The following is a 22,854-nucleotide window of genomic DNA, read 5'->3' as shown; positions in this document are numbered from 1 at the left end:
AAGTGAGTCGATCAAGGCGCCTGCGCAGGCGCCGTGTCGCTCGCTAGCTTTGGGAATTGGGTTTGGTCTTGAGCTTGCCCAGCAGCTTGTCCAGGGATTTCTGGTTCAGCGCCTTGGCCAGCGGGAAGTCCGCAGGCATCAGCGAACCGGCCTGCGGGTCGAGGCAGTGTTCGACCAGTGCCTGCAAACGTTCCAGCAGGCGAGCGGGCAAACGGCTGTCGGCGTTCGGCGTGACGCTGTGCCATTGCACACGCAATATGCCGTCCTCCAGCCAAGCCACCACTTCACGGGCATGGGTCACTCGGTTCGCCGAGGCCACCTCCGGCGGCGGGGTCAGGCTGCTGGCGCGTAACCAGCCCGCTGGCGTTTGTTCATGCCCCAGGTAGTTGAACAGCACATCGCCGTGGCTGGCCGGCAACTCGCCGCGCTGGCGCAGCAAGCCGTAGCCCAGCCCCAGGCCGGGTACATCGCGCAAGGCTTGCTTGGCGTTGCGCACCTGATCACCCGCAGCGCCGCGGGCGTTCACCCGCAGTGGGTAGAGGGTGGTGAACCAGCCGACGGTGCGGCCGACGTCCAGCCCGGCAAACGGGGCGTCACGCCCGTGGCGCTCCAGGTCCACGACGATGTCGCTGCGCTGTTCGACCTCGGCCAAGGTCGCGGCGAGGGCGGCGATCAGCAGTTCTTCCGGTTGTGTGCGGTAAGCCGCATGGGACTCGGTCAGCCATTGGTGCGTGCGGCGGGCATCCCAGCGGGCCGAGAGGGTCTGGCGCTCGGCGACCGTGGCCATGGGCGGCGGGTTTGCAGAGGTTTGGGCACTCCAGTAGCGATGCTCGGTAGCAGCCTTGGCGGCATGGGCTTGCAGGTGCTCGGCCCATTGGCGATACGAGGTGGTTTTCGCCGGCAACGTCGGCTGCTCGCCACGTTCCAGGGCGCAATACAACTGTTGGAAGTCTTCCAGCAGCGGCGTCCAGGACACCGCATCGACCACCAGGTGATGGGCCACCAGGTACAGGCGCTGCGGTGTGCCTTCCAATAGGGCCGCGGCAAACAGCGGGCCGTGTTGCAGGTCCAGGCTTTGCGCGACGTGCAGCAATTGTTCCGACTGCTCGCAGCAGGTCAGTGGGGCCGGTGCCACCGGCGCGATGTGTGCCTGCCATTGGCCGTCGACGTGGGTGAAACGCAGGCGCAGGGCGTCGTGGTGGGCGACCAGCCGATCCAGTGTGGCTTGGACAATGGCCGGTTCCAGGCGACGGTCGCTGTCGGCGAGCACCGATTGGTTCCAGTGCGCGGCCTGGACCTGCTGCTGGTCGAAAAACCACTGGTGCAACGGCATCAGCGGCATCGGCCCGGTCACGTCGCCTTGTTCGGCCTGGGTCAGCAGGGCCGTGGTCACGTGGGCCAGGGCCGCCGGGGTCGGCGAACGGAACAGGTCCCGTGGCGTGAGCGAATAGCCCTGTTCCCGCAAGCGCGAGATCAGTTTCAGGCCAAGAATCGAGTCACCGCCCAAGGCGAAGAAACTGTCCGAGGTGCCGATTTCGCGGCCGCCGGTCAAGGTTTCGCCGAGTAGTTCGCCGAACAACTGACAGAGCAGGCGTTCCAGGTCATTGCGCGGTGCCGCGTAGTCTTTCTGGGTGTTTGGCAAGGGCAGGGCGGCCAGGGCCTTGCGGTCGATCTTGCCGTTGGTGCTCAGGGGCAGGGCCGGGATTTGCACCCACACCGCCGGTACCATGTAGGCCGGCAGCTCGGCCGCGAGCTGAATGTCGAGGTCCGACTGCGCGGTGCTGCTGCTGTAGAACGCCACCAGGCGGTTGTCGATGACCAGGGTGCAGGCGCCGGTGATGGCCGGCAGGTTCAGCAGGGCTGAGTCGATTTCCCCCAGCTCGATGCGCTGCCCACGCAGCTTCACCTGATGGTCGAGACGCCCCAGGTACTCGATGTTGCCATCGGCCAGGAAGCGGCAACGGTCACCGGTGCGGTACAGGCGATCACCGTCCACGAACGGGCTGGCGAGGAAGCGTTCTTCGGTGAGGTCCGGGCGTTTCAAATAGCCGCGAGCCACGCCGACGCCGCCGATGTACAGCTCGCCGATGCTGCCAATCGGTAGCGGTTGCATGGCTTCATCGAGGATGTACAAGCGCAGGTTGGCGATGGGCTTGCCGATCGGCACGATCGTGTCGTTGGCCGAGCAGCGCCAGACCGAGACGTCGATGGCCGCTTCGGTGGGGCCGTACAGGTTGACCAGCGCCGCCGGATGTTGGCCCATGAAGCGCCGCACCAGGTCCACCGGCAAGGCTTCGCCACTGGCGAATACCTGGCGCAGGCTGTGGCAGTCGGCCAGGCTCGGCTCTTCGACAAAGGCCCGCAGCATCGACGGCACGAAGTGCAAGGTCGTGACCCGTTCCTGCTGGATCAACTGGCTGAGGTAGGCCGGGTCGCGATGACCGTCCGGACGGGCAACCACCAGGGTTGCGCCGGTGATCAGTGGCCAGAAGAACTCCCACACCGACACGTCGAAGCTGTACGGGGTTTTCTGCAGCACACGGTCGTTCGGGCCAATCGGGAAGGCCTCCTGCATCCAGTGCAGGCGGTTCATCAAGGCGCCGTGTTCGTTCATCACGCCTTTGGGTTGGCCGGTGGAGCCGGAGGTGTAGAGCACGTAGGCCAGGTCATTGGCCTGGACGCTGATCGGTTCTGCGACTTCAGCGTTTGGCAACGCATCCAGCGTCCAGGCTTGATGAGCGGCTGGCAGGCGCGACAGCCATTGCGCTTGAGTCAAGGTGACCTTGGCGTCGGCGTCTTCGATCAGGAAGGCCAGACGCGTGGCAGGCAACTCCGGATCCAGCGGCAGCCACGCGGCGCCGGCATGGACGATGCCGAGCAAGGCCACGACCATCTCCACGGAACGCTCCATGCACAGCGGCACGATGCTGTCGCTGCCTACGCCGACGGCGCGCAGGGCCCGGGCGACGGTTTGCGCCCGCTGGTCCAGTTCGGCATAAGTCAGGCGCTGGCCTTCGAACACCAGCGCCGGGGCGTTGGGGCTCAGGGCTGCTTGCTGGCTCAGGGCGGTGTGCAGGTTGGTTGGGCCGCTGTAATGACGTTCGGTGGCGTTCCAGCAGTCGAGTTGCTGCTGGTCCTGCTGTTGCGGGAACAGTTCGACCAGGGTGCGCCCAGGGGTTGCCACCAGGGCGTCGAGCAGCGCGCACCACTGCGCGCTCCAGCGTTGCATCGTCGCTTCGTCGTACAAGGCCGATTGGTATTCCAGCGCCAGCGTCATGTCGCTGCCGTCGTCCTGGACTTCCCAGCTCTGTTCAAACTTGGCGTCGATCACCGGCAGCATCTGCTCTTCGACGTTCAGCCCCGGCCATTGGCTGCTGTCGACGCGGCCGTAGTTGAGGGAGAACAGCACTTGGAACAACGGCGTGCGGTTCAAGTCGCGGTTTTGCGCGATGGCTCCGACCAGGGTGGCGAAAGGCAGGTCGGCGTGGGCCTGGGCGGCGCGTAGGTCGGCCTCGAGGCTGGCGAGCAGTTGCTCGGCCGGGGCCCGTTGGTCGACGTCACTGCGGATCACCAGGGTGTTGACCAGGCAGGCCAGCAGCGTCTGGGTTTGGGCGTGGTCACGTTGGTCCGCCGGGGTGCCGAGGCGAATCTCCCGCTGGCCGCTGTAGCGGGCCAGCAGCGCGCTCAGGGCTGTGGCCAGCACCACGTAGGTGGTGGTGCCGCGCTGACGGGCGAACTGTCGGATGGCTTCGGCGCGCTGGCTGCCCAGGCGGACAGTCAGTTGCTGGGCGCGACGGTCGGCTTCGGCGCCGCGTGGATGGTCGATGGGCAGGTCGAGTTGATAGTCCTCCTGGCCCAGATGGTTTTTCCAGTAGTCCAGGCTGTCGCTGCGCCGGGCTTGGGTGTCCGGGTGCTGTTGCCACAGGGCAAAATCGACGTAGTCGATCTCCAGCGGCGTCCAGGCAGGCGACTGCCCGTTGAGGCCGGCGGCGTAGGCCTGGGTCAGTTCGTCGATGAGCAACTGCATGGCCCAACCGTCGGTGGCGCTGTGGTGCAGGCACACCAGCAACAGGTTTTCGTCGCTGTCCTGGCGTTGCAGCAGGTGCGCACGCCAAGGCGCGGCGGAGGCCAGGTCGAACGGTGTCATCAGTTCGTCCTGGGCGTTGGCGCAGGTCGCTGCCCAGTCCTGGGTCGCAACGCGAGTGACCGCGAGCGCCGGCCCGTGGTCGTCGATCAGCAATTGCGGTTCGCCGTCGACGTCGACGATCCGGCTGCGCAGCACCAGGTGGCGCTGGCTGACTTGCGCAAAGGCCTCGCGCAAGACCTGGACCTGCAACTCGCCGCGCAAGGTCAGGGCGAACGGCATGTGGTATTCGCGGGACTCCGACACCAGGCGGCTGAGCATCCAGAACCGGCGCTGGGCCAGACCCAGGGGCAATTGCGCCGGGCGCGGTTGTGCGCTGATCGATTCACCGGGCGTCGCCGCGCACAGATGCTCGGCCAGGGCCACGACTGTCGGTTGGGCGAACACCAGCGGCAAGGGCAGGGACACCCCCAGGCGCTCACGGACCCGACTGACCAGGCGGGTGGCCAGCAAGGAGTGGCCGCCAAGTTGGAAGAAGTGGTCCTCGATGCCGACGTCTGAACAGCCCAGCACCTCGCTGAACAGTTCGCAAAGCACGGTTTCAGTGGCATTACGCGGCGCGGTGCGTGGCTGGTCGCTTTGGCTGTGTGGCAGCGGCGTGGCGGCCAATGCCTTGCGGTCGAGCTTGCCGTTGCTGTTGAGCGGCAGGCGGTCGAGCTGCACGAACACGCCTGGCTGCATGTGCCCGGGCAGGCTGTCGCTCAAGTCGGCACGCAGGGTCGCTTCATCGGCGTCACCGCACCAGAAACTCACCAGGCGTTGGTCGAGCAACAAGGTGGCGGCGTCGCGAACACCGGCCTGGGCCAGCAGCGCAGCATCGATTTCACCCAGCTCGATGCGCTGCCCACGCAGCTTCACCTGATGGTCGAGACGCCCCAGGTACTCGATGTTGCCATCGGCCAGGAAGCGGCAACGGTCACCGGTGCGGTACAGGCGATCACCGTCCACGAACGGGCTGGCGAGGAAGCGTTCTTCGGTGAGGTCCGGGCGTTTCAAATAGCCGCGAGCCACGCCGACGCCGCCGATGTACAGCTCGCCGATGCTGCCAATCGGTAGCGGTTGCATGGCTTCATCGAGGATGTACAAGCGCAGGTTGGCGATGGGCTTGCCGATCGGCACGATCGTGTCGTTGGCCGAGCAGCGCCAGACCGAGACGTCGATGGCCGCTTCGGTGGGGCCGTACAGGTTGACCAGCGCCGCCGGATGTTGGCCCATGAAGCGCCGCACCAGGTCCACCGGCAAGGCTTCGCCACTGGCGAATACCTGGCGCAGGCTGTGGCAGTCGGCCAGGCTCGGCTCTTCGACAAAGGCCCGCAGCATCGACGGCACGAAGTGCAAGGTCGTGACCCGTTCCTGCTGGATCAACTGGCTGAGGTAGGCCGGGTCGCGATGACCGTCCGGACGGGCAACCACCAGGGTTGCGCCAGTGATCAGCGGCCAGAAGAACTCCCACACCGACACGTCGAAGCTGTACGGGGTTTTCTGCAGCACACGGTCGTTCGGGCCAATCGGGAAGGCGTCCTGCATCCAATGCAGGCGGTTCATCAAGGCGCCGTGTTCGTTCATCACGCCTTTGGGTTGGCCGGTGGAGCCGGAGGTGTAGAGCACGTAGGCCAGGTCATTGGCCTGGACGCTGATCGGTTCTGCGACTTCAGCGTTTGGCAACGCATCCAGCGTCCAGGCTTGATGAGCGGCTGGCAGGCGCGACAGCCATTGCGCTTGAGTCAAGGTGACCTTGGCGTCGGCGTCTTCGATCAGGAACGCCAGACGCGTGGCAGGCAACTCCGGGTCCAGCGGCAGCCACGCGGCGCCGGCATGGACGATGCCGAGCAAGGCCACGACCATTTCCACCGAACGCTCCATGCACAGCGGCACGATGCTGTCGCTGCCTACGCCGGCGGCACGCAGGGCCCGGGCGACGGTTTGCGCCCGCTGGTCCAGTTCGGCATAAGTCAGGCGCTGGCCTTCGAACACCAGCGCCGGGGCGTTGGGGCTCAGGGCCGCTTGCTGGCTCAGGGCGGTGTGCAGGTTGGTTGGGCCGCTGTAGTGACGTTCGGTGGCGTTCCACTCGATCAGTTGGCGATGACGCTCGTCCGCCGGTAGTGGTGTCCAATCACCGAGGCGGGTTTGTGGCGCTTCGAGCATGGTTTCCAGCAGTTGTTGCCATTGTTCCAGCCAACGCCGAGCGGTGGTTTCGCTGAACAGCGCGGCGCGGTATTCCAGCAACACCGACAGCACCTCGCCGTCGTGCACTTCCCAGTTCAGGTCGTACTTGGTGGCCTGGGCGGTCACCGCGCGTTCACTGACCTGCAACTGCGGCCATGGCTGGCTCGACGAGTCGGCGTTTTGCATGGCGAACAGCACTTGGAACAGCGGCGTCTGGCCGAGGCTGCGCGAAGGCTTCAAGTGCTCCACGACCTGGTCGAACGGCACGTCCTGATGCTGTTGGGCATCCAGCACACGGTTGCGCACCTGGCCCAGCAAGCCTTCGAAGTCTTGCGCCGGATCCAGGTCGGCGCGCATGACCACGGTGTTGACGAAGCAGCCGATCAGCGGCTGCAGCTCGGCGAATGGCCGCTGGGCCACCGGGCTGCCGATTCGCACGTCGCGTTGGTTGGCGTAGCGGCCCAAGAGCAGTTGCGCGGCACCGAGCATGAGCATGTACAGGGTGGCACCGCGTTGCTGGGCAAACTGCCGCAGGCGTTCCACCAGGGCAGGGGGCAATTGCAGTTGCACGGCGCCGGCCGCCGGGGCGAGCTCGTTTGGACGGCCCTGTTCGGTCGGCAGGTCCAGCAGGTAGTCGCCGTCCTCCAGTTGGTTGCGCCAGTATTCCAGTTGGCTGCTGAACGCAGTCTGTTGACCGGGCTCGCGCTGCCAGAGGGCGTAATCGGGGTATTGCAGCGCCAGCGCCGGCAGTGCCGCCGGAGTGCCCAGGCACTGGGCGGTGTAGCACTGGCGCAGTTCATCCAGCAGGTTCTGGCTGGAGGCGTCATCGGTGGCGCAGTGGTGCACGCTGAGCAACAGCAACGACTGGACGCCGCCGCTGCGTTGCAGCAACGTGGCCCGGACCGGCACTTCGGCGGCGAGGTCGAAACGGCGGCCGGTTTCTGCGTGGATCGCCGCGTCGGTCAGTTGCTGCCACTGCTCGTCGCTGGTCGCCTGCAGTGTCGTCACCTGTACGGTGAGATCGACCTTCGGTTCGATGATCAACGCCAGCTCGTCATCGGTATCGCGCACGATGCGGCTGCGCAGGATCTCGTGGCGTTGGACCACGCTGTTCAGGGCTGATTGCAGGGCCTGGACGTTGAGTTCGCCGTCCAATTGCACGGCACTGACCACGTTGTACTCGCCACCACCGGCACTCAGTTGTTCGAGGAACCACAAGCGTTGCTGTTCGAACGACAGCGGCAGGCGCGCCGGACGTGCCGCCGCAACGAAGGTCGCCGCCGGGGCTTGCAGGGGATCGCCCAGTAGTGCGGCCAAGGCGTCGAGGGTCGGGTGTTCGAACACCGCCCGCAACGGTGGCACGGTAGAGAACTGTTGGCGCAGGCGGGCAAACAGCGCCGCCGCCAGCAGCGAGTGTCCGCCGAGGTAGAAGAAATGGCTGTCACGGCCGATCTGCGACGATGGCACGTTGAGCAACTCGGCCCACAGGACGGCCAGTTGTCGTTCGGCGGCGCTGCGCGGCGGGTCAAGGGCGTCTGGCGCGGCTTGGATGTCCGGGGCCGGCAAGGCCTTGCGGTTGAGTTTGCCGTTATCGGTCAGCGGCAGTTCATCGAGCAGCACGAATGCCGAGGGCACCATGTAGTCGGGCAGGGCGGCGCCAATGGTTTTGCGCCAGGCGTGGATGTCGGCCTGCTGGTCGCACGTCACGTAGGCCACCAGGCGCTTGTCGCCGGGCACGTCTTCACGGGCCAGCACCACGGCCTGGCGTACGCCCGGTTGGGCGCCGATCAAGGTTTCGATTTCCCCCAGCTCGACACGGAAGCCTCGGATCTTCACTTGATGATCCATGCGTCCCAGGTATTCGAGCTGGCCGTCGGGCAGCCAGCGTACCAGGTCGCCGGATTTGTACATCCGTGCGCCGGGCAGCGACGAGAACGGGTCTTCGATGAACACCTTCGCGGTCTGTTCGGCACGGTTGAGGTAACCCAGGGTCACGCCGGCACCACCGATGTGCAGTTCCCCCGGGACGCCCACCGGCATCGGGTTGAGGAAGGCATCGAGCACATAGGTGCGCACGTTGGCGATGGGCCGGCCGATGATCGGCCGCTGCGGGAAGTCATCCACCGCGCAACCGGTGGCATCCACCGTGCATTCGGTCGGGCCGTAGGTGTTGAAGAAGCGGCTGCCGGCAATTGACGGCAGGCGTTGCCATAGCTGCGTATCCACCGCATCGCCACCGAACAGCACGAAGCGCGGCAGGTACACCTCGCCACGGCGAACGCCGTCGCTTTCGAGCAGGGCCTTGAGCTGGGCCGGGGTGCATTCGAAGGCGTCCAGGCGGGTGTCGCGGAAGAAACCGGCGAGGGCCTCGGGGTCGTAGCGCACGTCTTCCGGGGTCAGGTACAGGCTGTGGCCGTCCAGCAGCAGGATCAGCTCGGCCACCGAACTGTCAAAGGCGAACGAGTAGTTGAAGCTGGTGCGCATCGGCTGGTCGGTGTAGCGGCGATACAAGCCATGGATGCGCGCCCAGGCCAGGTTGACCACCGAACCGTTGGTCACCAGGGTGCCCTTGGGCTTACCGGTCGAACCGGAGGTGTACATGATGTAGGCCAGGTCTTGCGGCCCGGCGAGCGGGGCCGGATTGCTGTCCGGCTGGAGGGCGAACAGGGCCGGGTCGCTGTCCAGGTGCACGCGTGGCAGTTCAGTGCCCAGCTGTTCCAACAAGCCCTGCTGGCCGAGGAACAGTGCCGGTTGCGCGTCTTCGAGCATGTACGCCAGGCGATCCGCCGGGTAGGTCGGGTCCAGCGGTACATAGGCGCCACCGGACTTGAGAATGCCCAGCAGGCCGACCAGCAGCTCCAGCGAACGCTCGACACACAGCGCCACCGGGCGGTTGGCAGCGACGCCGCGGCTGCGCAGGTAATGCGCCACTTGGTTGGCCCGACGGTTCAGTTCGCCGTAGCTCAGGCTGCGGCCTTCGAAACACAGGGCGTCACGCTCCGGGGTACGCTCGGCCTGTTGTTCGAACAACTGGGCGAAGGTCAGGTGCGTCGGCACCGCCATCTCGGTACGGTTCCACTCGACCACGGTGCGTTGCCATTCCGCGTCCATCAGCAGTGGCAAGGCGGCGACTGGGCGCTGGGGCTCGGCGAGCATGTGCTCGAGCAGATGTTCCAGGCGGGCGAGGGTCTGGCGGGCGCTGTCGGCGACGAACAGGTCGAGGGCGAACATCAGCTCCAGCTGGATCGGCGCATTGGCCGGGCACAGCACGTGCAGGTCCAGATCGCATTCGGAGTGCCGCAGTGGCGTGTCCAGGGCTTCGAATTCCAGCCCGGGGAAGCGCAACCGCGACTCCATGGCCAGTTGCTGGGCGACCATCACCTGGTACAGCGGTGCATGGCTGAGGCTGCGTGGCAGTTGCAGGCTGTCGACCAATTGTTCGAACGGCAGGTCCTGATGCAGCAAGCCATTGCGCAGACGCTCGGCCACTTGTTTGACCAGGGCGGTGAAGTCGGCTTGCGGCTCGAAGTCCGCGCGAATCGCCAGGTTGTTCAACAGAATGCCCAGCAGGCCTTCGGTGCTCGGTTGTTCCCGATGGGTGACCGGGGTGCCGACCAGCACCGTGGCATCGCCGCTCAAACGGTGCATCAACACGGCGAAACCTGCGAGCAGGACGGTGAACGGCGTGGTGCCGAGGCGACTGGCAAAGGCGTGTACCCGGCCACTGAGGTCGGCGCTGAGTTCTCGCTGCACGATCCCGGCGCGGTAGCTTTGCACCGAAGGCCGTGGATGATCGGTGGGTAAGGCCAGCAGTGGGCTGGCGTCGCTGTCGCGCCGGTCCAGGGTGGTGGTCCAGTAATCGAGCTGGCGCTTGAGTTCGGCGCCTTGCAGGTGTTCGCGCTGCCAGAGGGCGAAGTCGGCGTATTGCAGTGGTAGGGCCGGCAGTTCGGCCGGTGCGCCGTTGCAACGGGCTTCATAACCCAGGGCCAGTTCGCGCAGGGCGATGGTGGCCGACCAGGCGTCCGAGACCAGGTGATGCAGGGCGATGCCGAGTACGTGCTCGCCCGGCGCCAGGCGCAGCAAACGCGCACGCAGCAGCGGTGGGCAGGTCAGGTCGAACGGTTGCTCGAAGGTGTCTTGCAGGGCATTGAACTGCGCGCCGGCGCGGGCGGTGGCGGTCAGGCTCGACAAGTCTTCGAAGGGCAGCGCGATGTCCAGTGCTGGGCTGATGCGCTGGCATGGCACGCCGTCGGTGCTGTGGATGCCGGTGCGCAGTATTTCGTGGCGCACCAGCAGGTCGTTCAGGCTGGCGTGCAGCGCTTCGACATTGAGTTCACCCTTGAGATGCAGGGCGAACGGGATGTTGAACAGGGTGGTGCCCGGCGTCAGTTGCTCGATGAACCACAGGCGCTGTTGCGAGAACGACAGCGGCAGCAACGTCGGGCGTGGCTGGGCCTTGGGCATTCTGAACGCATTGGCTTGCGGTGCGGCGGCCTCGGCCTGGCGGGCGGCGATGGCCACGGCCAGCAGGGCCACGGTCGGTTGTTCGAACAGCACCCGCAGCGGCAGGTCCAGTTTGAACTGGGTACGCAGGCGAGCGACGATCTGGGTCGCCAGCAGCGAGTGTCCGCCAAGGGTGAAAAAGTTGTCTTCCACGCCTACCGTGTCGCGCCCCAGGACCTCGGCCCAGATGGACGCCACCGTAGTTTCCAGCGCGTTGCGCGGGGCGATGCTCTGCTGGGTGTCGGCCTGCCAGCCCAGCTCGCGGGCGGCGAGGGCCTTGCGGTCGACCTTGCCGTTATTGTTCAGGGGCAGTTTGTCCAGGCCGACGAAGGCTGCCGGCACCATGTACGGCGGCAGTTGCGCCCGCAAGTGTTCGCTCAGGCCGTCGCTGCCCTGGGTCTCGTCATGGGCCGACCAGTACGCCACCAGCCAGGCTTCGCCGACGGTGTTTTCCCGCAGCAGGACGGCGGCTTCGCGCACGTTCGGGTGCTGGGCGAGACGGTGTTCAATTTCCGTCAGTTCGATCCGGTGCCCGCGCAGCTTGACCTGCTGGTCGCGGCGGCCGAGGTATTCGATCACCCCGTCCGCACGCCAGCGTCCCAGGTCACCGGTGCGGTACAAGCGACCTTCGAGTTGAGGGTGGTCGATAAACGCCTCGGCGGTGCGTTGCGGGTCGTGCAGGTAGCCGCGGCCGACGCCGACGCCACCGACACAGATTTCCCCGGCCACGCCCACCGGCACCGGGCGCAGGGCTTCGTCCAGCACATACAGGCGGTTGTTGGCGGTCGGCTGGCCGATGGGCATGTGGCTGACCTCGGCCCCTGGTGCTTTGAGGATCGGCTGGAAGGCCACGTCGTCGGCGCATTCGGCCGGCCCGTAGGCGTTCATCAGGGCGATGTCGGGGAAGCGGGCGAACCAGTCCCGGGCCACGGTCGGCGGCAGGGCTTCACCGGTGGGCAGGACCCAGCGCAGGTCCGGCAGTTGCAAGTCGCACGGGCACAGCGCGAGCACGGTGCGCATCAGGCTCGGGACGATTTCCAGCACGTTCAAGCGCTCGCTGGCGAGCTCTTGCAGCAGGCGTTGCGGGTCGTGGGCGACTTCATCTGGAAGAATGTGCACGGTGGCACCGAGCACCGGCGCGGCGAGGAACTGCCACACCGAAATGTCGAACGCCACCGAAGCGGTCTGGGGAATCCGGTCGTCGGCGCTGAGCCCCAGGGCCGGCACCTTGCCGAAGATGTTGTTGAGCATGCCGCGCTGTTCGATCATCACGCCCTTGGGCGTGCCGGTCGAACCCGAGGTGAACAGCACGTAGGCCAGGCTATCGGGGCGGGCGAGCACCGGCAGTGGCGCGTCGTTGCCAGATGCCCAGCAGGCCTCGGCGAACAGCGCCGCGGGCGCTTGGTCGAGGTCGCTGAGCAAGTGATCGAGCAGGCCGCTGCAGACTTCGCTGGCGACCAGCAACGGGGCGCGGGACAGTCCGAGGATTTCCCGCAGGCGCTCGGGCGGGTGATTGACTTCAAGGGGCAGCATCGCCGCGCCAGCCTTGAACACCGCCAGCATCATGGTCAACAGCGCCAGGCCACGAGGGGCCGCCAGCGCGACCAGTTGATCTTCACCGGCACCGGCCTCGCGCAGGGCATGGGCCAGGCGCGTGGAACGCAGGTCGAGCTCGGCGTAAGTCAGCGACTCACCGGCGCAAATCGCGGCGACCTGATCACCGCGCTGGGCGACCTGGACGGCAAACAGCTCGGCGTAGCTTTGATCCAGCGGAAAATCGTGGGGGTTGAGCGCCCATTCGCCCAGCAACTGCTGGCGTTCGTCGGCGGCCAGCAGTTCGAAGCTGGCCAACGACGCGTCGGGGGCGGCGAGCATGCTGCGCACCAGGCTGGCGATGTGGCCCAGCAGGCGCTGCACGGTGGAGGCCGCGAAACGTTCGCGGTCATAGGACACGCGGATGCCCAACTGTTCGCCCGGCAGGATCACCACGGTCAAGCCGTAGTGAGTGTGCACGCTGTGGTCCATGCCTTCGAGGCTGAACTGGAAACCGCCTTCGAGGATCTGTTCGTCGATGGGCGCGTTTTCGAACACCAGGATGCTGTCGAACAGGGTCTCGCCCCGGGGAAAATCGCTCCAGCCCTGGATGTCGGTCAAGGGTGTGTGCTCGAAGTCGCGCATGTCGACGTTGAGCTTCTGCAGGTCGCCCAGCCAATTGCCGAGTGAGGCGTTCGGGTCCACGCAAACCCGCAGCGGCAAGGTGTTGATGAACAGACCGATCATTTCCGCGACGCCGGTCAGGTCGGCCGGACGCCCGGCCACGGTGACACCGAAGACCACGTCCTGTTGCCCGCTGTAGCGCGACAGCAGCAACGACCAGACACCCTGGAAAAACGTGTTCGGCGTGATCCGGCGACTGCGGCAGAACGCCGCCAGCGCTTGGGTTTCCTGCGCGTCGAGGTGAATCAGTTGGTCGTCCACCAGCACCGCATCGGTGTAGCGGTCGCGGGTCACGCCGTTGTCCACGGTCAGTGGCGTTGGGGCGTTGAGACCTTGCAGCTGGCCGCGCCAGAATTGCTCGGCCTTGCTCGCATCCTGGCGTTGCAGCCACTGAATGTAATCGCGAAACGGTCGAGGGCTTTTCAGTTCCGGCGTACGGTCGTTGCACAGCGCTTCGTAGACTTTGAGGAAGTCCACGGTCACCAGGGAAATGCACCAGGCGTCCATCAGGATGTGGTGGAAGCTGCGAATGAATTCGTAGGACTCGTCAGCCAGGCGCACCAGCCGGAAGCGAATCAGCGGTGGCTTGGACAGGTTGAAGCCGACTTTCTGCTCGTCTTCCAACAAGGTGCGGATCCGCGCTTCCTGCTCATGGGGGGCTAGCCCGCGCAGGTCGAGAGTATCCAGCGGCACCTTGACCTGGCGGTGGATCACCTGCACCGGTTGCTTCTGGCTTTTCCACTGGAAACTGGCACGCAGGGAAGGGTGCAGCGCCACCACCTGGCGCCACGACTCGAGGAACGCCCCTTCATCGATGGCCCCACCGATGCGGTAGCGATCCTGCATCAGGTACACACCGGAGTCTTCGTGCAGCAAGGAGTGGAACAGCATCCCTTGTTGCAGCGGCGACAGCGGGTAAATGTCTTCAATCGGGTTGCCGGTGGTTTTTTCGGTGGTCATTGAAAGCGTCCTGCGTAAAAAGGGGCAACGGTGACGGCGGGGCGACGGGAGGAACCGTTCACAGGTCGGCCTCGTTCAGTTCGGCCATCAGTGCTTGCATTTCGTCATCGGATAGGCCCGAAGCGCTGAACTCGGTGCTGTCGGCTTGGGGCTCGGCGGCGTTCGGATCCAGCGGTTGCGCGACCTCGGCCATGGCTGCGATGGTCTGGCGTTCGAAGACTTGCTTGGCCGACAGCGCAATGCCTTGCTCATGGGCCTGGGCCACCACTTGCAGGCTCAGGATCGAGTCGCCGCCGATGGCGAAGAAGTTGTCGGTGACGCTCACCGTCGAGAGCTTCAAGACCTTGGCGACGATCGCTTGCAGGGTGGTTTCCATGGCGTTGCGCGGCGCCACGTGGGTGCTTTCGTCGAACTGGTCCGGGTCGGGTAACTGGCGGGTGTCGAGCTTGCCGTTGGGCGTGCGCGGAAAGCTCGCCAAGGTCAGCACCAGGGCCGGCACCATGTACGATGGCAGGCGTTCACCGAGGAAGCGCTTGATCGCTTCCGAATCCGGCGCGTAGCCATGGGCGGCCAGGACGTAGGCGAGCAGGCGTTTGCCAGCGGCCTGTTCCTGGACGATCACCGCGGCTTCGCGCACGTCGCTGTGGCTGCACAACTGGCGCTCGATTTCGCCCAGCTCGATGCGGTAGCCACGCACCTTGACCTGATGGTCCTTGCGCCCGAGGAACGCCAGGCGCCCGTCGGCCAACCAGCACGCCAGGTCACCCGTGCGATAGGCACGGGTGCCGTCGGCCAGGGTGACAAAGGCCTTGGCGGTTTCTTCGGGCTTGTTGCGATAGCCACGGGCCAGGGTCGGGCCGGCGAGGACGATTTCACCCGGTTCGCCAATGCCGCAGGCGCTGTCGAATTCGTTCAGCAGGCGCAGGTCCATGCCGGCAATGGGGCGGCCGATGCTGACGTTCCGGCCCGGCTCCAACACCTCATAGGTGGCCCAGACCGTCGCTTCAGTGGGACCGTATTCGTTCACCAGCCGGGCGTGTGGCAGGGTCTTGCTGTGTTGCGCGATCAGTGACGGTGGGCAAGCCTCGCCGGCGACGATCCAGCAGGCGAGGCTGTCGGTTTCCCCGCTGCGCTGCAATTGATCGAGTAGGGCCTGGTACAGCGACGGCAAGGATAGGCCATGGCTGACCTGATGCTGGGCAATCAACTGCGCCAGGCGGGCCATCTCCAGCTCTTCACCCGGGGCGGGCAACACCAGGCGTCCGCCTTGGGCCAGGGTCCAGAAAATCCCGGCGACCGAACTGTCGAAGGCAAACGACGACAACAGCAGGTAGGCGCGCACCGGCGTCTCGTAGGCTGCCATGCGCACCTGGGTCGAGAAACTCAGCGCGCCGTGGCTGATTTCCACAGGCTTTTGGCGCACCGGTCGAGCCCGAGGTGTAGATCAAGTAGGCGAGGTCGTTCGCGTCTGGCAACGGCAGTGTTGGCAAATCGCCGAGGTCCGGCGTTGCCAGGTCATCCAGCACGAAGCGTTGCAGGTGGGCCGGCACGCTGTCGGCCAGTTCGGCGCTGACCACGATGTTGGCGATGGCGCTGTCGGCGAGCATGTAGGCGCGGCGGTCGGCGGGGTAGGTCGGGTCGATTGGCACGTAGGCGCCACCGGCTTTCAAGACGGCGAGCATGGCGACAATGGCCGCGTTGCTACGGGCGAACAGGATGCCGACGGGCACCCCGGGACCGATGCCGGGCGGCGACCAGTCGATGGGCCAGCTGCGTGGCGCAGGCGTCGAGGCGGCCGTAGCTCAGGTCGCCGTCCTGGTCGCTGAGGGCGATGGCGTTCGGTTGCTGGCGAACCTGGCGGGCAATCAACTCCACCAGTGTCACTGGTTCGATGGACGGTACGCTCGCGCCAGCGCCGATCAGTTGCGCTTGCAGCGCGCCACCCAGGGGCAATTGGGCCCAGGCCCGTTGCGGTTCGGCGAGGGCGCCTTGCAACAGTTGCAGCCATTGCTCGGCGAGGCAACCCGCGGCTTCGGTGCTGAGGGCATGGCGGTCGTAGACCAGCTGCGCGTGCAGGCTGTCGGGCAATTGGCGGACGTTCAGGCACGCTTTCAGCGGGTTCATCACCGCACTGGCCTGACGCTCCCGGGCATCGCCCGAACGCCAGGCAAAGGCGTATCCGGCATCGAGGGTGCCAGTGTAATAGTCCTGCCAGCCGACCGCCCGTTCCAGGGTGGCGGCCACTTGCGTGCTTTGCTCCAGCAGGGTCGCCTGGGCATCCAGTGCGATGCTCACGGGCAGGCATTGCTCGAACAGACCCAGGGTGTTCTCCAGTTCCGCGCCGCGACTTTCATGGATCAGGGTGAGCGGCACCTGTTGCTGGCCGGCCAGTCGTCCCAGCACCGCTGCCCATGCCGTCAGCAGCAGCTCCGGGGTCAGGGCCGGGTGGCGGGCGAGGTCGGCCGGCAGCGCCAGGTCCAGTCGGGTCGGCGCAAACCGGCCTTCGAGGGTCGCTTCGAGGGGCAGTTGCAGGGTGGCCTGTTCGGTTTCGTCCGAGGGTTTCCAGAAGCTCACGCCCGGATGGTCCGGCGCGTCTTCAACCAGGCTCCAGCGCCATTCGGCGTAGTCGGCGTATTGCAAGGTGTCGGACAGGTCCGTGGCGTTGTCTTGCAGCAATGCACCGGCCAGCCATTTCAGGCTGGCGAGGTCGAAGTGGCTGCTGGCTGCCGCCAGGTCCAGGACCGTTTGTTCATCGGACAGGCGTACCAGGGTCACGCACAGGGGCGCCGTCCAGTCGCGGGGCTGGTCGACGAGCCGGGTCAGCGCGACGTCCTGGTCGGTGCGGCTGTGTTGGCGCAGGTCCTGGAGGTTCACCGCCAACGCAGCGGTTTCATCGATCACCTGCACCGGGTGGCGCAGGCCGGGCACGGGCATCAGGCGCGTGCGCAGGATTTCACTGCCGGCCACCAATGCCTGCAGGCGCTTGTTCAAGGCATCGACGTCCAGCGGTTGCGACAGCGACCATTGCAAATGGCAGCTGAACGGGTGCTCCGCCGCGCCGTTGATGTGGGGGTAAACCGATGCCTGTTGCGGCGAAATACGAAAACCTTGAAGTCCGCTCATGTTCATCTCGACTGGAAAAGGGCTTGAGCCTGATCACCGCACAGACGCCGGGCTTGCTGGACATGGGTCGGGCAAGCCTCCTGCGAACGGCGGGTGGCCTCGTTGAATGTCACACGGCAACGTCGCTCGACAGCAGGGCTTCGGCCATGCCGGTCATGATGGCGCGCTTGCCGGTGAAGGGTTCACGACCGTGCACAGCGAGCATGTTGTCGATGAACAACACGTCCCCCTGTTGCCAGCTAAACCGCACCAGCGAGTCGAGGTAGGCCGCGCGTAGCGATTCCAGGACCTGCGGTTCGATGGGGTCGCCGTCGCCATAAAAAGTGTTGGTGGGCAGGTCGAGGTCGTTGAAGTTGCTTTGCAGAGAATCGCGGATCCGCCCGGGCAGGGTGCTGATGTGGAAGAACGTGGCGTGGTTGAACCAGACCTCTTCGCCAGTGCGCGGGTGGCGCACCACGGCCGGCCCGCGTTGGCGGGTGCGCAGGCGATTGTTGTCTTTCCATTCCACTTCGATGCCGACGCTGGCGCAGTAGGCTTCCACTTCGCCACGGTCCTCGGACTGGAACACGGTCTGCCACGGCAGGCCGAAACCGTCGCCGTAGTTGCGCACGTACAGCACGCCTTTTTCCCGGAACCGCGCTTCGATCTGCGGGCTGATCCTGGCCTTCACGGCGCGGGTCGAGCCAATGGGTGTTTCACCACCGGTCTCGGACGGCAGTTGGCAGTAGAAGAACAGTCGCAGCGGGAAGCGCGGCGAGTAGGAGTGTTCGTTGTGGGGGAAAATCATCTGGTCGGCCGGGTAGTCGGTCGAGGTGTAGATGTTGCCGCCGACCCGGGTCCGGGGCGAGGCGCGGAACATGTATTCCAGCGCGCCGGGAGAGAGGGCGGCGATCACCTGGTCGAATTGTTCCACGGACGCGACGTTGAAGCCGCGAAACAACAGGGCGCCGTATTGCAGCAGTTTCTTTTCCAACGACTCGCGTTCCCGGGCCGCCCAGGCGACCAGATCGACACCACTGACCGCGGGCTCGATCACCAGGGGCAGGGCGTGGTCCGGGCTGAGCAGGCGCTCGGTCACCAACTGTTGTTCCGAGACGTTCATGGCTTTGCGACGCACTGCACCGAGGGCGCGTGGCGATGGGGGCACGATAGACATAATTGCATCCGACTCGGTTAAAGGGACAAGGAGCGACGTTTGGCTTGCATCATCTGGCTGCGACCGGCCAGCGCCTGGGACTGTTGTCGCTCACGGGCAAAGGCTTGGTCCCAGCTGTCGATGCGCTCGGCCAGCGCCGGCAACGGCTCGTCCAGCAGCGTGTGTAGTTGTTCCAGCAGGCACGTCCACAGGTGTTGCAGACGCAAGGCTCGGCCCTGGTCGAAGTATTCGCCGCGATACTTGAGGGTCGCGGCGAGGCCATCGCTGCCGTGCACGAGGTCGAGCACCAGGTGGAAATCCCCCGGTGCCTGGGCCACGTCCAGCGCGCTCAACTGCGCGCCGGCGATGGCGGTCGGCGCCACCCGTGACGGTTGATAGTTGAGCTTGACTTGGAACAGCGGCGAGTGACCGGGCCGGCGCTGCGGCGCCAGAGCCGAGACCACCAGGTCGAAAGGCAGGCCTTGATGGGCATAGACCAGGCGCGCTTCATCGCGAACCCGCTCCAGGAAACCAGCCAGGGTCGGTTCGCCGCGCAGGTCGCAGCGCAGGGTCAACTGGTTGACGAAGAAACCGATGACGTCGTTGTGCTCTGCCAGTGGCCGGCCGCTGACGTCGGTACCCAGCAGGAACTGCTGCTGGCCGCCCAGTTGCTTGAGCACCAGTTGGTAACTGGCCAGCAACAGCATGAACAAGGTCATGCCTTGCTCGCGGGCCAGCGCTGCCAACTGTTCGCAGCTGGCCTGGGGCACGTTGAAGTCCAGGCTGTGCTCGCCCGGGGCCTGGCCGCTGCCACCCAGTTCCAAGGTTTGGGGCAGGCCGGCCAGGTGTCCGTGCCAGAAGTCCTGCTCGGTGGCGATCTGCTGTTCGCTCCAGTGCCGGGCTTCCCATTGAGCGAAGTCGAGGTATTGCCCTGGGAGCGCGGCGTCCGCCGACCCCGCCAGTTCCGCCAACAATAGTTGCGCCGAGCGCCCGTCGAAGGCGATGTGGTGCAGGGTCAGCAGCAGGTCATGCTGTTGGTCATGGCGACTGAGCAACTGTGCCCGCAGCAGCGGGCCGGCTTGCAGATCGACCGGGGTGGCGTGTTCGTCGGCCAAGCGTTGGCTCAGCGCTTGTTGTTGCTGGGCTTCATTGTGCTCACGCAAATCATGATGGACCAGCGCTACCGCTGTGGCCGGCAATACCTGTTGTTGCGGGCCATCGACACCATCGCGGTACACCGTGCGCAACACGCCATGCCGCTCGACCAGCGTGTTTAACCGCAGGGTCAGCGTCTCGATGTCCAGCGGACCTTGCAGGCGCAGGTGCAGCACCAGGTTATGACGGGTGTCGTCCGGGTTCAGTTGGCGCAGGAACCACAGGCGACGCTGGGCGAACGATTGATGCCCCTGGCTGAGGTTGGCCTGCTCGGTCGAAGCCTCGGCCGTCGGCACCGCCTCATTCAGGAAGCTTTGCAGGGCCAGTGCCCATTGCCCGAGGGTGGTGTCCCCGAACAGGCTTTGGGTATCGAGGTTCCAGCCCAGGTCCTTGTGCAGGCGCGCGGCAAAGTCGGCCACGCCGATGGAATCCAGGCCCTGGCCGATCAGGCTGAGGTCGAAGTCGGCGGAAAAATACGGGTTGACCTCGCGCAGCGTCTGTTCCAGCCATTGGCGGCAGGCGGCTTGGGCCTGTTGCGACTTTTCGGTCGCCAGGTGCTTGAACTCGGCAAGGTCAAGGGCTTCGCCGTTCGAGGCGAGCGTTCCACCGCTCTGGGCGATGATGCTCAACGTGCCTGCGGCGAGCTGTTTGCGTGCACCTTGACGGGCGATCTTGCCGCTGGTGGTCATCGGGATGGTGCCGGCTTGCACCAGCACGATCTGGTCGATGCCGCAGTCGGCGGCTTCGCGCACGGCGTTTTGCATCGAGGCGAACAGCGCCGGGTGATGCGCCGGGTCGACGAACTTGCGTTGCGGCTCGGCGACAATCACCAGCTTCTCGCGGCCCAGTGCCGGGTCCATTTCCGAGAAGGCGGCGATGCGCCCGGTGCGGATGCCCGGCTCGGCGTCGGTAATGGCGAATTCGATGTCGTGGGGGTAGAGGTTTCGCCCATTGAGAATCAACAGGTCCTTGAGCCGTCCGCAGATGACGACCTGGCCTTGGTGCATGAAGCCCAGGTCGCCGGAGCGCAGGTAATGTTCCGATGAACCGGCAATCCGGGCTTCAAAGGCTTCGCGAGTGGCCTCGGGATTCTTCCAGTAGGATTCGGCGTTGCTCGGGCCTTTGAGCCAGACTTCGCCGATGCGATCGGCGGCGCATTGCTCGAAGGTCTGTGGGTCGACGATGGCGATGCTGTGCAAGGCTTGCGGGTAACCACAGGCGACGAACTCCACGGCGGCGGCATCGGTCGCCGCCAGCGCCACGCGGCCGGTTTCCAGCACGGCCTTGTCCAGGCGCAGCACCACCGGCAGCGCGTCGGCCGGTGTGGCGCTGACACACAGGGTCGCTTCGGCCTGGCCATAACCGGGGCTGATGGCCAACGGGTTCAGGCCACAGGCGGCAAAGCGCTGGGCGAAGGCTTCCAGGGTGCCGGGGTGGATCGGTTCGGCGCCGTTGATGGCGTGTTTCCAGGCGCTCAGGTCGAGCTGCGCGATCAGGTTGTCGCTGACCACGCGGTTGCACAGGGCATAGGCGAAGTTGGGAGCGAAACTGGCGGTGGCGCGGTAGCGACTCAACGCTTGCAACCAGGTCGACGGCGCATTGACGAAGGTCTGGGAGGCCATCAGGTAGCACGGCATGCCGCTGTAGAGCGGGGCCAGCATACCGCCGATCAGGCCCATGTCGTGGTACAGCGGCAGCCAGTTGACCATGGCGCCGTGCTCGTCGAAGGCGTAGGCCTGGCGCATCAGTTCGACGTTGGCGATCAGGTTGCGCTGACGCACCTCGACGCCTTTTGGCGAGCCGGTAGAGCCCGAGGTGTATTGCAGGAAGGCCACCGTTGAACCATCGATGGCCGGACGCTGCCACTGGCTTGCCGGTGGCGTGCCCAGGTCCTGGACGGTCAGCACATCGACCCGGCCCTCCACCAGTTCCAGCAAACCTTCGCGATAATCCGCCGGGGCGAAAATCAGCGCCGGTTCGGCATCCACCACCACGTTGCGGACGCGGTCGAGGTGGCGCGGCTTGCGCGACGGTGGCGGAAACAATGGCACCGCGATCAGGCCCGCGTACAAGCAGGCACAGAAGGCGCGGGCGTAGTCGAGGCTGCTGGGCAGCATCAACAGCACCCGATCACCCGGGGCATAACGCGCTTGCAACGCGGCCGCCAGCGAACGGGATTGCTCGTGCAGTTGGGCAAAAGTCAGGGTTTCGCCGATCTCTACGCCGTCCGGTAGAAAATGCAGGGCGGCACGCTGAGGGAAGTGCTGGGCGTTGGCTTCCAGCACGTCGATCCAGTGTTCGAAAGAAAACATGTGCAATTCACGCCATGGCCACGATGACTTTGCGGTCACCGGTGAAAGGATTGCGACCGTGTGCCACCAGTCGGTTGTCGAGCATCAGGATATCGCCGGGCTGCCAGGGAAAACTGATGGCCGTCTCGCGGTAGACCTCGCGCACGGTGTCGAGCATGTCGTCGGCAATCGGCGAGCCGTCGCCGAAATAGACATGGCGCGGCAGGTTCTCTTCGCCCACCGCCGCCAGCAGGCTGGCGCGTACGCTGGGTTCGATGGCCGAGACATGGAACAGGTGCGCCTGGTTGAACCAGACCCACTCACCGGTTTCGGGATGCTGCTGCACGGCGGCGCAACGCTGGCGGGTGCGCAGGTCGCCATCGGCTTTCCATTCCCACTCGATGTCGTTGTCCTGGCAGTAGCGTTCGACCTCGGCACGGTCCTGAGTGTTGAAGACTTTTTCCCAGGGCAGGTCCAGGGCGCCGCTGTAGTTGCGTACATAAAGCAGCTCGCGGCTGGCAAACAGCTCGCGGATCTCGGCAGGCATGCGCTGGTAGATCAGGCGGCTGTCGGCAATCGGGGTCTCGCCGCCGGTTTCGCTGGCCTTGATGCAGTGGAACCAGATGCGCGAAGGCCAGGGGCGGGTGTAGGCCTGTTCGTTGTGCAGCGGAATGAATTGATGGGCCGGGTACTCGGTGGAGCTATAGACCCCGGCGAAGACTTTGCTGCGCGGCGTGGAGCCGAATTCGTAGCTGGCCAGCGGCGCGCCGAAGCTGGCGGCGAAGCGCTTGAAGTCGATGGGGGTGGCGACGGTGAAGCCACGGAACAACACACCGCCCACCGTAGTCAGGACCTGGGCCAGGCTGTCGCGAATCGAAGCGTCCAGGTCGTGGATCGACTGTCCCGACGTCCCCTGCACCAGCACGGGTAGCGATTGGGCGCTTGCATCCGTGGGCGCCATTGAAAAAAGCTCGGAACGCCCGTTCAGGTGTTCGATTGAGGTCATCCTTGTGCATCCTCTTATAGCGTCTTCGACCAGTCACACGACCATGAAAGCAAGGCAGCGGTCAGCGATGTAGGACTCGTCTGTAATGTATGTAAGGCAATACAAGACGACATACTAGGTACAAATGAGATGGATTATCAATACTATTTATTTA

General features: G+C 65.4%; 4 protein-coding genes and 1 pseudogene. All 5 read right to left on the bottom strand.

All coding sequences use genetic code 11. The annotated features are described in order from the left end of the window. Nucleotides 1-43: 43 nt before the first annotated feature. The 5 genes and pseudogenes from PSH84_RS20840 to PSH84_RS20820 all read right to left on the bottom strand — a co-directional run bounded on the left by PSH84_RS20840 (nucleotide 44) and on the right by PSH84_RS20820 (nucleotide 22,700). Nucleotides 44-13,990 carry a non-ribosomal peptide synthase/polyketide synthase gene (locus PSH84_RS20840; protein WP_305481715.1) on the bottom strand — a complete coding sequence of 4,649 codons (13,947 nt, stop codon included), beginning with the start codon at nucleotides 13,988-13,990 and terminating at the stop codon, nucleotides 44-46. Between the two features lie 58 nt (nucleotides 13,991-14,048). Beyond that, nucleotides 14,049-17,113 (bottom strand): annotated as a pseudogene (locus tag PSH84_RS20835) (non-ribosomal peptide synthetase). 109 nt (nucleotides 17,114-17,222) lie between these two features. Continuing rightward, on the bottom strand, nucleotides 17,223-18,269 hold the full coding sequence (locus tag PSH84_RS20830; protein ID WP_305481714.1) for a TauD/TfdA family dioxygenase: 1,047 nt from the start codon (nucleotides 18,267-18,269) through the stop codon (nucleotides 17,223-17,225). 17 nt (nucleotides 18,270-18,286) lie between these two features. Then, nucleotides 18,287-21,715 carry a condensation domain-containing protein gene (locus PSH84_RS20825; RefSeq protein WP_305481713.1) on the bottom strand — a complete coding sequence of 1,143 codons (3,429 nt, stop codon included), beginning with the start codon at nucleotides 21,713-21,715 and terminating at the stop codon, nucleotides 18,287-18,289. A gap of 7 nt (nucleotides 21,716-21,722) precedes the next feature. Further along, nucleotides 21,723-22,700, bottom strand: a complete 978-nt coding sequence (locus PSH84_RS20820) for a TauD/TfdA family dioxygenase (RefSeq protein ID WP_305467295.1) — start codon at nucleotides 22,698-22,700, stop codon at nucleotides 21,723-21,725. Between the last annotated feature and the right edge of the window lie 154 nt (nucleotides 22,701-22,854).

It is taken from the genome of Pseudomonas beijingensis (assembly GCF_030687295.1).
GTDB classification, from domain to species: Bacteria; Pseudomonadota; Gammaproteobacteria; order Pseudomonadales; family Pseudomonadaceae; genus Aquipseudomonas; species Aquipseudomonas beijingensis.
The sequence above is the reverse complement of the archived record's forward strand: the minus strand, read 5'-3'. Positions and strand labels throughout refer to the sequence as shown.

Excerpts from the sequence above, each read along its gene's own strand:
- PSH84_RS20840 (WP_305481715.1), bottom strand. The coding sequence starts at position 13,990 with ATGACCACCGAAAAAACCACCGGCAACCCGATTGAAGACATTTACCCG.
- PSH84_RS20830 (WP_305481714.1), bottom strand. The coding sequence starts at position 18,269 with ATGTCTATCGTGCCCCCATCGCCACGCGCCCTCGGTGCAGTGCGTCGC.
- PSH84_RS20825 (WP_305481713.1), bottom strand. The coding sequence starts at position 21,715 with ATGTTTTCTTTCGAACACTGGATCGACGTGCTGGAAGCCAACGCCCAG.
- PSH84_RS20820 (WP_305467295.1), bottom strand. The coding sequence starts at position 22,700 with ATGACCTCAATCGAACACCTGAACGGGCGTTCCGAGCTTTTTTCAATG.